The sequence below is a fragment of the Halovenus marina genome (assembly GCF_051414115.1).
Classification (GTDB): Archaea; Halobacteriota; Halobacteria; order Halobacteriales; family Haloarculaceae; genus Halovenus; species Halovenus marina.
Genome location: NZ_JBLKNZ010000001.1, coordinates 1,745,574 through 1,758,038, shown reverse-complemented (window position 1 = coordinate 1,758,038; position 12,465 = coordinate 1,745,574). Strand labels below are relative to the sequence as shown.

Below are 12,465 nucleotides of genomic sequence, written 5' to 3'. Positions count from 1 at the left end.
TATACTTTGCGGGCATCGAACGAGAAATTGCAGCGATATCCCGGTCGCCCGCTTGCACGTCCGTCGGGAACCCCCCGTCACGAGGTTTCTTGCGGGCGCTGTGCTACGAGGTTTCTTGCAGGCGCTGGGTCGTCTCGACGAGGGGGTGCCGTGCGTAGTCGACTGCCTCGATGTCCTCGATCGTTTCGAGGTCCTCCTTACGTGCGGTTTCGGCCATCCCGAGTTCGATCTTCTCGTCGATGACGATCACGTACGCGTCCATCTCCTCGATCCCGAGTTTTGTCGCGGCCTTCACGCGGTGATGACCGTCTGCGAGCAGCATATTCCCGGCGACATCGACCACCACCAGCGGCTCGGCGAGTCCGCGCTCGAGTTCGTACTTCCGACCCTGGAGTTCGTCGGCGTACACCTTCCCCTGCGTCGGCGTCAGATCGGACAGCGTGACCGACCGGTGTTCCTCTCGCGCGTCCACGTCGTGGATGTTTTCGAGCGTCCGCAGGAGTTTGTCGACCTTGCCAGGGGTCGCTCGCTCGATCTGACTCCGGATCACGTCCGCGTTCGAGATGATCCCGACGAGATTGCCCGCGTCGTCGACGACCGGCAGGCGCTGGATCCCCGAGCGGAGGATCACTCTAGCTGCGTCGTCGACGTCCATCTCCGGATGGGCAACCAGCAGGTCGCTCGTCATGATTTTGAATATCGGGACGTGATCGCGTTCCAGAAGGAGATCACGCGCCGTCACGAACCCTTCGACGTGTCGGCCATCGCACACGGGAAAGCCACTGTGGTCGTCGCTTTCCCCGATCCGCTTTGCGACCTCTCGGACGGTGTCGTCCGGCGAAACCGTCGCCACGTCGCGGGTCATGTAGTCACCGACCTTCGCCTTGCCTTCGTCTGCCATCGCTCGTATAGTGAGCCGTCGCAGACAAAAGCTTCACGCCCACTCTCGCGTCACTCCTCGGTGTCCTGCTCGTCGCCGCTTTGCGCGTCGGTCACTTCGGCTGACGCTGTCTCCGACCGCGCTCGCTCCTCCGGTGGTTGCACCGTCTCGTCTGGTTTGAAAAACGCGTGATCGATGTCCGACTCGCTTCGATACGTGCTCGGCTTTCGTGCAGTTCTCCCCTCGAAGGCTTCGAGCAGTCGGTCGGCGACAACGGCCTCCACGATGTCGTTCAGGGACCTGTCCTCCCGGTCGACGGTTTCGAGCAAGCCAAGCGGGATCTGTGCGCCCGCCATGTCGACGTGACCGCCAGCGCTTCCGATCTGGTCGAACGCGGTGCGTAACGTCTCGCCCAGGTCGACATCTGACCCTCTCGACCGGGCAGAGATGTAGATGGTTCCGTCCATAATGCCGTACACGACCGAAACCGTCACTCCGTCGAGGTTGAGGATCCTGTCTGCCGCCTGTGCCAGCGCGTCGCGTTCGCCAATCTCGCCGACACAGCTCAACAGCACCGACCCCTCGCGATGCCGGTTGTCGATCGCACTCGCGATGATGTCGAGCGTGCTGAGGCTGACACTCGGGGTCTCGATCCGTTCGAGCGTGCCGAGGTCCGCTTCGGGCACGAGCGTCGCTGCGGCCTCGAAATCGGCCTGCGACACCTCTCTCGTGAACGCTCTCGTGTCGACCCGGATCCCAAAGAGCAGCGCAGTCGCAACACTTTCGTCGAATTCGAGTCCGAACCGCTCGAAGTAATCCACGAGGAGCGTGCTCGTCGCGCCGACGTCGCTCCGCAGGTCGACAAAGCGCGCATCGACGGGCGCGCGCGGCGGATGATGGTCGATGACGATGTCCACTTGTGTCGTTTCGGGAAGCTGGTCGTTGACGCCGGGTCGGGAGTGGTCGACGAGTGCGACCCCGTCGAACGCCGCAATCGCATCCGGCGTGTCGAGATGCGTCATCTCGATGTCGAGCAGGTTCACGAACGCCCGATTTTCCTGATGTGTGATGTCGCCGTAGTAACAGACTGTTCCGTCACAGCCAGCGAGCTGCGCGAGCCGTGTGAGCGCGACCCCACTCGCGATGGCGTCCGGATCCGGATTGTCGTGTGTCACGACCGCAAGCGACTCGATGTCACGCATGACATCGAGGAGTTGCTGCGCGCGCTGTCCACTCTGCCCGATGCGCTCTAGCAGATGCGAAGCGACTGCCGCGTTCGGGTCGAGCACGCTATCAGCGACTGCGGTGAGCGGTTCAGACTGCTCGTCTGTCCGTTGGGCCTGTTCGTCGTCCGCGTAGATGATGACGTAGGCGTCGGGGAACACGTCACGGATCACGTTCCCGACAGCCCGGTTGACCGCCGCGCTCTCGTCGGCGATGGCAACGATGTCGACCGGCCCGGCGAGTTCGAGTGCTCTCTGCTCGGTCGGATCCCCCATCTGTACGTCCACGTCGCCACGGATCGTTCGGGCGTACTGCTCGTCGTCGGTCAGCACCCGAACGGTTCCCGGCCTGTCGGCAAGCGAGTCGACGATAGTGTGGGCCAGCGACCCGCTCCCGATGACCAGCCGGTCTGTCATATCACTTGCTCGGAGACACGCGTCCTAAAAACTCCGGTTTCGTAGGCCACCGTCGTCAGTTACTTCAGCCGCTCCTGCAGAAACGAGGGGTGTGCGGCGCTGACGCCTTCGAGGCTCGTGATCTGCTCGTTGATGATATCCCCGAGTTCGTCCCCGTCTGTCGCCCGGAGTTCGGCCATTAGGGTGTGGTCGCCACTCGAGGTGTACAGCGCTTCGATCGCATCGAGTTCCTTCAGTGCCTGCGTCACCTCGACGTAGCGTTCGCTCTCGATATCGATACCGACGATTGCGATGGACTGACTCGATAGCTTCTTCGGGTCGACATCCGCCGAGTAGCCGACGATAACCCCCTCCTCTTCGAGTTGGTTGATGTACTTCCGGACGGTCGGCTTCGAGACGCCTGCCTGCTCTGCAATCTCCGAATACGATGCCTGTGCATCCTCTTCGAGCACCGAGAGGATGCGCTCTTCGGTGGCCTCGGCACTCATACCGTACTATTTTCCCCCATGGAAAAAATATCTTCCGAACCCAAAAACAGAGGTAGAACCGTCGAAACGTGGATCGGAAGCGGACAGCGAAGGGGGCGTGTTGTGTTGAGCGCCGTTCAGGTGTGGCGTTCGATGAGTTCGTCGGCGGTGCGCTCCCACTCGGCGTCGTCGTCGAAGTACCGCTCTGCGAGCGGTTGCTCGGGTACGTCTCCTTTCGCGCGTTTCTCCGCGCCGTAGGAGAGGCGGTTCTCGTCGTGGTAGAACCGGCCGGTGAGTACCTCGCCCTCGTAGAGGCGCGACTCGGCGTCGTACATGGCCTGTGCGGCCTCCTGTCGGTCGGTGATGTCGAAGTCGAACTCGTCGTCGTCCTGGACGTCCGTGTAGGGGACGTACTCCTTTGCGTCCTTGTTCCAGGTCGGACACTGCGTGAGGAAGTCGACGTGTGCGAAGCCGTCGTGTTCGATGGCTTCGGCGACGATCTCCTGTGCCTGTCGCGGGTTGACTGCCGCGGTGCGAGCGATGTAGGACGCACCGGAGGCCAGCGAGAGCGACAGCGGCCTGACGGGGTCCTTGGCGCTGCCGTGTGGCTGGGTCTTCGACTTGTGACCTTTCGGACTCGTCGGGGAGGTCTGTCCCTTCGTCAGCCCGAAGATTTCGTTGTTGAACACGATGTAGGTCATGTCGTGGTTCTCTCGGGCGGTGTGCATGAAGTGATTGCCACCGATCCCGTAGCCGTCGCCGTCACCGCCCGCCGCGATCACTTCGAGGCCGGGATTGGCGAGTTTCGCCGCGCGGGCGACCGGAAGCGAGCGCCCGTGGATGGCGTGAAAGCCGTAGCTCTCGAAGTAACTGGAGAGCTTACCGGAACAGCCGATGCCGGTCACCAGCAGCGTCTCCTCCGGTGTTCGACCGACCTCGGGCATCGCGGCCTTGAGCGCCTTCAGAACGGCGAAGTCACCGCAGCCCGGACACCACGTCGGCTGTGGTTCGACGCCGGGCGTGAACTCCTCGCTTTCTATCTCTCGGTCCTCCTCGATCGCTGAAAAGGCTGTCATAGTCGGTCACCTCGTGTGTGTCGTGTGTGTACCACCATCGTCAGTCACCCGCTGCGGGAACGTATTTCATGTTCCCGGTGGTTGGCTGGGTGTCCTCGATGCTCGACTCGAAGCCGGAGACGATTTCGCTAGGCTCGAACGGTTCCCCGTCGTATTTCAGCAGGCTCGACAGTTTGTCACCGAATCGGCCCAGTTCCTTCTGGGTCAGCCCGCGGAACTGAGCGGTGGCGTTCATCTCGACGACGAGACACTCGTCGACGCTTTCGAGGAACGCGCTCACCTCGGCCTCGGGATACGGCATCAGGTCGCTCACGCCGAGGGCTCTCACGTCGTGGCCCTGCTCGTTGAGTCTGTCGACGGCCTCGAAGACTGTATCCTGCTGGCTGCCCCACGTAAGGATGCCATAGGTGGCCTCTGCTGGGCCGTGTGCAGTCTGGTTCGAATCGTCACTGTCGTCGAGTTGGTCGCGAATCGACGAGAGCTTTCGGAGCCGCCGTTCCATCTGCTCGACGCGGTTGTGTGGGTCCTCGCTAATGTGGCCCACTTCCATCGACTCGTTGCCACTGACCAGATGACGGCCGCCTTTCTGTCCCGGAACCGAGCGCGGATTGATGCCGTCTTCGGCCCCGTGCTGGTACCGTTGGAACTTGCCCGCCGCGTCGTGTGCGGCTTCTTCGAGTTCGTCTTCGGTCAGTACGGAACCGGCGTCGCCGTCCGGTTCGCGGTCGAAGAAGTCCTTCGAGACCGACCGCATCTCGCCGCCCATCTTCTGGTCGTAGAGGATGATCGCTGGAAGCTGATAGTCGTAGGCGAGTTCGAAGGCCGTTCGCGTCTGTTCGTAGGCTTCCTGGAGGTTGCTCGGTGCGAACACGACGCGACAGGAGTCACCCTGACTCGTGTACAGGACGTGTTCCAGGTCGGACTGTTCGGATTTCGTCGGCATCCCGGTCGACGGGCCAGCACGCATCGCCTCCAGCAGGACGATAGGCGTCTCGGTCATCTCGGCCAGCCCGAGCGGTTCGCTCATCAGGGCGAAGCCACCGCCGGAGGAACCGGACATCGCCTTGACGCCGGTATGCGAGGCGCCGAGTGCGAGCGCCGCTGCGGCGATCTCGTCTTCGACCTGCTCTGCGATCCCGCCGAACTTCGACAAGTTCTGGGACATGATCGTGAAGGCGTCCGTCCAGGGTGTCATCGGATAGCCCGCGATGAACCGACAGCCTGCGTCCAGTGCCCCGTACGCGATGGCGTTGCTCCCCGAGAGCATCGCCTGCTCGCTCTCGTGAGAGCCAGTCGGCGCCTCCAGGTCGTGGGTGTGTTCGAGTTCTTCGGCCATCTCATAGGCCGCGTTGAGGATCTCGATGTTCGCTTCCATCGCCTCGCCGCTCATCGCCTCACTGATGAGTTCCTCGAAGTGGTCTGTCTCCAGACCGAGCAGCGACGCGGTCACGCCCACACCGGCAGTGTTTCGCATCACTTCACGCCCGTGCTCGCGGGCGAGTCCCCGAAGGTCGATGGGGTAGACGTGCCAGTTGTTCTCCGCTGCTTTCTCCTCGAGGTTCACTTCCGCGGCGTCTTCCTCGTCGATGAGGCCCGTGTCGTAGACGATGACGCCGCCCTCGTTGAGGTCGTCGAAGTGCTCGTACAGCGGCTTGAGTTCCTCCTTTCCGTAGTAGGCCTCTTCCGAGGGGTTCCGCGCGAAACTGTCCCCGAGTGCGAGCAGGAAATTGAACCCGTCGCCCCGGGACTCGACCGGTTCGTCAGCCGCGCGTACCTCGACGTACGTGTGACCGCCACGGATCCGCGAGGGATAATGTCTGTGTGTGAAGATGTTCAGCCCGGAGCGCATCAGTGCCTTCGCAAAGTTCTGACTCGTCGAGTCAATACCGTCGCCTGACCCGCCGGAGATGCGCCACATCAACTCCGTTCCTGTCATGGATACCGCCTCCACTGGCGTGCCATGCCCGAGAGAAGTACCGGTGCAGACTAAAGGCTTGCTACCGAATACCACATTATTAATTGCACGGGATGCGAGTAAACAATAATTACTTCCTTCGAAGGAATTCCTAACGCTCGGCTGTTCGGTTCGCTACTGCGGCGCCTGTCGATAGATGAGGTTCCGCTGGATCGCGTTAGCCCCTTCGTAGATCACCGGAACGCGCGCGTCCCGGAACACGCGTGCGATGCGGCGGTTCGTGAGTACGGACCGGCCGCCGTGCAACTGCATCGCACGGTCCGCACAGTCTGTCGCGGCTTCGGTGGCGACGGCTTTGGCGAGCGCGGCCCAGTAGCCCGGATACTCCTGATTGGCGACCTTCTCGGCCGCGCGCCAGGTGAGCGCTCGCGCGGACTCGAAGTCCATCCGCATCTCCGCGATGTCGTGCTGGACGGACTGGAACTCGTTGACTGACCGACCGAAGGCCGACCGGTCGTCGACGAACGCCGTCGCCTCCTCGATTGCCGCCGCGGCCAGTCCGAGTCCGTGGCCGCCGACGATGACCCGGCCGTGGTTGAAAAAGTCCGCCAGCATGTAGAATCCCGCGCCCTCGACGCCGACGAGATTCTCCTCGGGGATCCGGCAGTCGTCGAACGTGATGTGGGCCTGCTTCGAGGCGCGGAAGGCCATCTTCTCGGGGATGTGCTCGGCCTCGTACCCCTCGGCGTCGGTCGGGACGATGAACATCGAAAAGTTCCCGTACCGGTCGTTCTCGTCGTCACCCGTCTTCGCGTAGACGGTCATCCAGTCCGCCTCGACACCGTTGCCGACCCAGTACTTCTCGCCGTTGAGCACCCACTCGTCGCCGTCCTTGTCGGCGGTCGTCGTCATCCCGGCGAGGTCGCTTCCGGTCTCCGGTTCCGAGACGGCAAGCCCCGTGATCTGCTCGTTTTCCGCGACGGGGCGGATGTACTCCGCTTTCTGTTCGTCGCTGCCGTGTTCGACGACAATCTCCGCGCCGAAACTCGCGAGTTGCAGCGTCAGCGCGATTCCGGCGTCTGCGCGGTAGAACTCCTCTGCAATCGCGAGTACCTGCTGGAGATCCAGTCCTTTTCCGCCGTACTCTTCGGGCAAGTCCTGCGCGACCAGTCCGGCGTCCATCCCCGCTTCCAGAATCTCCCACGGATACTCGCCGCTCTCGTAGTAGGACTCCGCAGCCGGTGCAATCTCTGCTGCTGCGAACTCTCGCGCCTCCGCTTTTATCTCCTGTGCGTGCTCCGGGACGATAGTGTCCTCTAACAGTTCCATACCCATAGATACGCATCCGAAACCAAATAGATCCGCAAACTGAAACAAATCGCTTCGGGGTTTACTGATCGCTTTCTGATACTGTCGGCTGTAAGTGCGTAAAAATATTCGCCACTTCGGGTGGCGAATTATTTTCGAGATGTTACAGCCGACAGTATGAACATCGCCGTCATCGGTCGTCGACTGGGTCGATCACTTCGTAGCTGACGTTGTGCTCGCGGAAGGTGTCGGTGTAGGCCGACAGTCTGGTGTTGACGACGAGCAGGAGGACGTCCTGTCCTTTCGTGGCGGCCTCCTTCACTGCGGCTTCCGTTCCGAAGCGAATGTCTGGGGTGAGATCCGCCGCTCGCGCCGTCGCGACCCCCTCGGAGGAATCGACTGCAACCAGGTCGTGACTGCTGGCCAACTCCACGATCCGTTCGGGTGCTATCGTCACACTGCCGCCCTCCTGAACGGGCGGAACGGAGACGACGGTGACTGACCCGATGTCGTACTCGATGACACCCTCGAAGTTCGTGACCCCCACGTCCTGGTCGACCGACGCGTCCGTGACTGCGACCGCGGTTGCGCTGCCGGTCGACCCAGCCACCGCGTGCAAGACGCCATCGCGCATCGTCAGCGAGACGGTGTCACCCTCCTCGATGTCCGTGGCGGCGATCACTGTCTCGACGCCGACGTTGTCGAGTACGTCCTCGGAGACGTGGTCGACGAACTCGCGCAGGGTATCGGTCTGAGTGATCAGCCAGTCGACGCCTGTTTTCGTCACCTCGTAGCGTCCGCGTCCGCGCTTGTTCACGTGACCGCGCTCGATGAGCGTCTGCAAGTAATCGCTCACGGCCTGTGCGGTCACGCCGATCGCGTCTGCGATCTCCTGCTGGCTGACTGCTGGCTGGCGTTTCGCTATCTCGACGAGGATCTGGTAGGTCGTCGCTGCGCGCTTGCTCTGTAACACGCGCTCCTCAGTAGTCCCCTCGTCGTTGTCTGCCATTTGTTCGATCATGCCCGTCCCAATTCAAGTAAGTTTGCCATCAATACGGTAGATCAGGTGTCTGAGGTCCCCTCAACACCGCCTCGATCAAGTATAATTGGACACAGACAACAGAGATTGTACTGAACATCACAGTAGTTGTCCCTCCTGTGACGTTGTCATATAAGTGTGAAACAGATACACAGACAGCCCCACATCGAAAGGAAACGTATTTGGGTCGTCTCGCGTATGCTTGTTCTGTGGGCCGGTAGCTCAGTCCGGGAGAGCGACGGACTCTTGATCCGTCGGTCAGGGGTTCAAATCCCTTCCGGCCCGTTTTCCTGCGAACGAACGTGAGCAGTGAAAACGCTTGAAGGGATTTGAAGTAGAGAAGACGCGCGCAGCGGAGCGAGCACGTCTTCGCGTGGTTCAAATCCCTTCCGGCCCGCTAAATTTTACTGCGTCGGGTTCGCTCTTCGAGCGAACCACTCCTTGCAAAATTTAGTATAAAACTACCTGCTGACTCACTCCGTTCGTCAGCAGCGAAACGACTCGCTCCGCTCGTCGTATGCTTGTTTACTTCGCTGCTGAGCGACTGGCGTGAGCAGTGAAAACGATCGAATGGATTTGAACTGGAGCCAGACGTTCGCGCCCGATGGAGACGAGCCGAAGATTCTAGTCGTCTCGGAACGACAGGGAGGTATGGAGATTTCGTTTCCGGGAACCGAACGATTCGAGGGCGCTCTCGACTTCGAACTGGAGAACCTCCCCCGGTTTGCGACGGCGACACGGAGTCGAGATCAGCCGGTCGTCGAAGACGTGACGGCAGCCACGGAGACTGCGCTGGAGGAGATAGCGGCACTCCACGGGCTGCCAGCGGGGTCGCGAGTTGCGCTCACCGCCGGAAGTCGGGGGATCCACGACATGCCGGAGGTACTCGCAACCACAGTCACAGTACTCCAGAACCAGGGGCTGGAGCCGTTCATCATGCCTGCGATGGGCAGTCACGGCGGTGCGACCGCGGAGGGGCAGGTCGAAACACTCGCCTCGCTTGGGGTCACGCCGGAGTCGATGGGTTGTGAGATCGAATCTTCGATGGCTGTCACGGAGGTCGGACGCGACCCGGACGGCCGCCCCATCTACGCGGCAGACGACGCACTCGAAGCGGACGCCGTTGTCCTGCTCAACCGAGTCAAGGCCCACACCGACTACGAGGGGACCTACGAGAGCGGACTCGCGAAGATGGCCGTCGTCGGCCTCGGCAAACACAGGGGTGCCGAGCAGATGCACAACGCGGCACTCGACCGCGGATTTCAGGAGGTTATTCCAGAGCGTGCCCGCGTACTCATCGACGAGACCCCGGTCGTAGGCGGTATCGCGCTGATCGAGAATGCAAACGAGCGCGCCGCGGAGATAGTCGGACTCGCTTCCGGGGAGATCATGGACCGTGAGCCGGAACTGCTCTCGCGCTCGAAGGAACTCCTGCCGATGCTGCCGGTCGACGACCTCGACGTGCTCTTTGTCGAGGAGATGGGGAAAAACGTCAGCGGCACTGGCCTCGACACCAACGTCCTGGGCCGACAGCTGTTCCACGGACAGCCCGAACCTGACGGGCCGGATATCACCCGGATTTACGTGCGCTCGCTCACCCCAGAGTCACACGGGAACGCGCTGGGCATGGGGCTTGCAGATTTCGTCCACCGGGACCTTGTCGAGCGCGTCGATTTCGGGGACACCTACGTCAACATCGCGACCAGCGGGGAGCCAGTCAGGGCGAAGCTCCCCTTCGTGGTTCCAGCAGACGAGACGCTGCTGAAACTCGCCGGATCGACGACCGGGGTTCGCGAGCCAGATGAGTTGCGTATCGCGGCGATCCAGAACACGCTCGAACCTGACGACCTGTACGTCTCTGCGCCCGTCGCGGAGGAACTGCGGGACCGCCCCGCTGTTTCTGTTGGCTCGCTCGAATCACCCACGTTCGACGAGGACGGCACGCTTGAACTCCCGTTCGAGGGGTAAGTTCCGAATTCTGCCCCTCAGAGAGTCACCCAGGAACCGGTTTCGTCGCTCTCCTCGATGGCAGCGAGGACCTGCTGAACCTGAAGGCCCGTCTGGAAGTCGGGCTGGAACTGGTTGCCCTCCTCCAGCGCGGTGAGGAACTCGTAGTTCTCGTGGACGAACGTGTGTTCCCAGCCGATGATGTGCCCGGGGGGCCACCAGCGGTCGATGTAGGGGTCCTCTGCGTCGGTCACGAGTACCGTCTGGTAGCCCCGGTCGCCCTCCCGCAGCACCTCTAGTTCGTTGAGTCGCTCGTGGTCGTACCGGAGACTTCCCTTCGAGCCCTCGATCTCGATCGTGTGGTCGTTTTTCCGCCCGTTGGCAAACCGGGAGGCTTCGATGGTCCCGATGGCCCCGTTTTCGAGTTCGACGTTCGCCGTGTACGCGTCGTCGACCGTGACCGGTTTGGTCTCCTCCTCGTCGCCGTCCTCGTGTCCGACCGAGTCACCGCGGGCGTCCTGTCCCTCGATCGGCCGCTCGTCGACGAAGGTCTTGAGCTGGCCGCTGACGCGCGCCACGTCGTCGACGAGATACTGGAGGATGTCGACCGTGTGAGCGCCGAGGTCACCGAGCGCGCCGCTCCCGGCGAGTTCCTCGTCGTTGCGCCAGGACCACGGCGCGTCCGGATCGACGAGCCAGTCCTGGAGGTACTGCGCGCGGACGTGATGAATGTCACCGAGGACGCCGTCGTCGATGAGCCGTTTGGCGTAGATCAGTGCCGGGACGGCCCGGAAGTTGAACGCGACACCAGCCATTCCGTCGCTCCGGCGTGCCGCTTGCGCGACGCGCTCTGCACCTTCGACGGAGGGCGCGAGTGGCTTTTCGCAGAAGACGTGCAGGTCCCGGTCGAGCGCCTTGATAGTCGGCTCGACGTGGAGCCAGTTCGGCCCGAGATTGTACAGGATGTCGATTTCGTCGAGCGCCTCGCGCCAGTCCGTCGTAGTGGTGGCAAAGCCGAACCGGTCGGCGGCGTCCGCAAGTGCCGCTTCATTTCTGCCGATCAGGACGTGTCGCTCTGTCTCCGGTGCGTCGGGGAAAAACATCGGGAGACGCGCCAGCGCGTTCCCGTGAGCCTTCCCCATGAACTTGTAGCCGAGGAATCCGACCCGGTACATGGTCAGACGTTCGAGTCGACCCAGTAGGCCTCACCGGGCTGGGTCTCGAAGATTGCTTCGTCGAGCGAACTGATCGCCTTCTCCAGCCCCTCGCGGGAGGAGGTGAGCGAGTCCTCGTGTTCGACCGAGAGCGTCCCGTCGTAGCCGACCATGCGGAGCGTTGAGACGAAGTCCTTCCAGTAGTCCATGTCGTGGCCGTAGCCGATAGAGCGGAAGATCCACGACCGGTCGAGTTCCTCCGTGTAGGGTTTGGTATCGAGAACGCCCGTCACGTCCTTGTTCGCGTCGTAGACTCGCAGGTCCTTCGCGTGGACGTGGTGGATCGCGTCCTCCTCCCCGAGATACCGGATCGCCTTCGGGATGTCGATGCCCTGCCAGACGATGTTCGCGGGGTCGAGGTTCGCGCCGATCCGCTCGTTTGTCGCCTCCCGGAGCTTCAGCATCGAGGGCGGGTTGTACACGAGGAAGTTGGGGTGCATCTCGATGGCGACGTCGACACCGTGGTCGTCGGCGTACTCGGCCAGGTCCTGCCAGTAGGGGATGGCGACGTCCTCCCACTGGTATTCGAGCGCGTCGAGATGCTCGTTCGGCCACGGTGCAGTCACCCAGTTTGGAACCTCGTCGTTCGGGCCGCCCGCTGGCAATCCCGAGAAGCAGGTGATACAGTTCGCATCGAGCTGGTCCGCGAGCCGTATCGCGTCTCTGAGTTGCTGGTCGGCCGCCTCGGCCCGCGCTTCGTCCGGATGAAGCGGGTTGTTGTGTGTCGCGAGTGCGCTGATCCCGACGCCGTGCTCGTCGAGTAGCGACAGGAGGTCCGCCTGTGCATCCTCGTCGTCGAGATACTCGTCTATCGGGAGGTGGTCGTCTCCGGGGTCGCCGCCACATCCCAACTCGACCATCTCGACGCCGAGTCCGGTCAGGTACTCCAGCGCATCGTCGAGTGACTCTCCGCCGAGTGGTACCGTGAGAACACCGATTTGCATACGTTGGATGTTTTCGTCTTACATAATTTATAATT

General features: G+C 62.2%; 10 protein-coding genes and 1 tRNA gene. 2 read left to right on the top strand and 9 right to left on the bottom strand.

Features of this window, described 5'->3' with window-relative positions; all coding sequences use genetic code 11:
* Positions 1 to 103: 103 nt before the first annotated feature.
* The 7 genes from ACMGFL_RS08965 to ACMGFL_RS08935 all read right to left on the bottom strand — a co-directional run bounded on the left by ACMGFL_RS08965 (position 104) and on the right by ACMGFL_RS08935 (position 8,295).
* Entirely contained in the window at positions 104 to 901 is a 798-nt protein-coding gene (locus tag ACMGFL_RS08965; protein ID WP_436935197.1) for a CBS domain-containing protein, read from the bottom strand.
* A 50-nt stretch (positions 902 to 951) separates the two neighbouring features.
* Positions 952 to 2,520 carry a DHH family phosphoesterase gene (locus tag ACMGFL_RS08960; protein ID WP_436935196.1) on the bottom strand — a complete coding sequence of 523 codons (1,569 nt, stop codon included), beginning with the start codon at positions 2,518 to 2,520 and terminating at the stop codon, positions 952 to 954.
* A gap of 59 nt (positions 2,521 to 2,579) precedes the next feature.
* Positions 2,580 to 3,008 (bottom strand): HTH-type transcriptional regulator LrpA1, encoded by a 429-nt coding sequence (lrpA1, locus tag ACMGFL_RS08955; RefSeq protein ID WP_436935195.1) that lies wholly within the window; start codon positions 3,006 to 3,008, stop codon positions 2,580 to 2,582.
* A 116-nt stretch (positions 3,009 to 3,124) separates the two neighbouring features.
* Positions 3,125 to 4,063, bottom strand: a complete 939-nt coding sequence (locus tag ACMGFL_RS08950; RefSeq protein ID WP_436935194.1) for a thiamine pyrophosphate-dependent enzyme — start codon at positions 4,061 to 4,063, stop codon at positions 3,125 to 3,127.
* Between the two features lie 40 nt (positions 4,064 to 4,103).
* The gene (locus ACMGFL_RS08945) at positions 4,104 to 5,999 is read right to left on the bottom strand and encodes a 2-oxoacid:acceptor oxidoreductase subunit alpha (RefSeq protein WP_436935193.1); all 1,896 of its coding nucleotides are present in this window, start codon (positions 5,997 to 5,999) and stop codon (positions 4,104 to 4,106) included.
* Between the two features lie 153 nt (positions 6,000 to 6,152).
* Complete coding sequence (locus tag ACMGFL_RS08940; protein WP_436935192.1) at positions 6,153 to 7,307, bottom strand: acyl-CoA dehydrogenase family protein; 1,155 nt, start codon at positions 7,305 to 7,307, stop codon at positions 6,153 to 6,155.
* A 169-nt stretch (positions 7,308 to 7,476) separates the two neighbouring features.
* Positions 7,477 to 8,295 (bottom strand): DUF7839 domain-containing protein, encoded by an 819-nt coding sequence (locus tag ACMGFL_RS08935; protein ID WP_436935191.1) that lies wholly within the window; start codon positions 8,293 to 8,295, stop codon positions 7,477 to 7,479.
* A 241-nt stretch (positions 8,296 to 8,536) separates the two neighbouring features.
* On the opposite strand from ACMGFL_RS08935, the gene ACMGFL_RS08930 reads away from it, so the two are divergent.
* Positions 8,537 to 8,610 (top strand) — tRNA-Lys (locus ACMGFL_RS08930).
* A gap of 366 nt (positions 8,611 to 8,976) precedes the next feature.
* Positions 8,977 to 10,293, top strand: a complete 1,317-nt coding sequence (locus ACMGFL_RS08925; RefSeq protein ID WP_436935190.1) for a nickel pincer cofactor-dependent isomerase, group 22 — start codon at positions 8,977 to 8,979, stop codon at positions 10,291 to 10,293.
* 17 nt (positions 10,294 to 10,310) lie between these two features.
* On the opposite strand, the gene ACMGFL_RS08920 is transcribed toward ACMGFL_RS08925, so the two are convergent.
* Both ACMGFL_RS08920 and ACMGFL_RS08915 read right to left on the bottom strand, forming a co-directional pair.
* Positions 10,311 to 11,447: a Gfo/Idh/MocA family protein gene (locus ACMGFL_RS08920; protein ID WP_436935189.1), complete on the bottom strand. Its 1,137-nt coding sequence runs from the start codon at positions 11,445 to 11,447 to the stop codon at positions 10,311 to 10,313.
* Positions 11,448 to 11,449: 2 nt separating this feature from the next.
* Positions 11,450 to 12,430, bottom strand: a complete 981-nt coding sequence (locus ACMGFL_RS08915; protein ID WP_436935188.1) for a sugar phosphate isomerase/epimerase family protein — start codon at positions 12,428 to 12,430, stop codon at positions 11,450 to 11,452.
* Between the last annotated feature and the right edge of the window lie 35 nt (positions 12,431 to 12,465).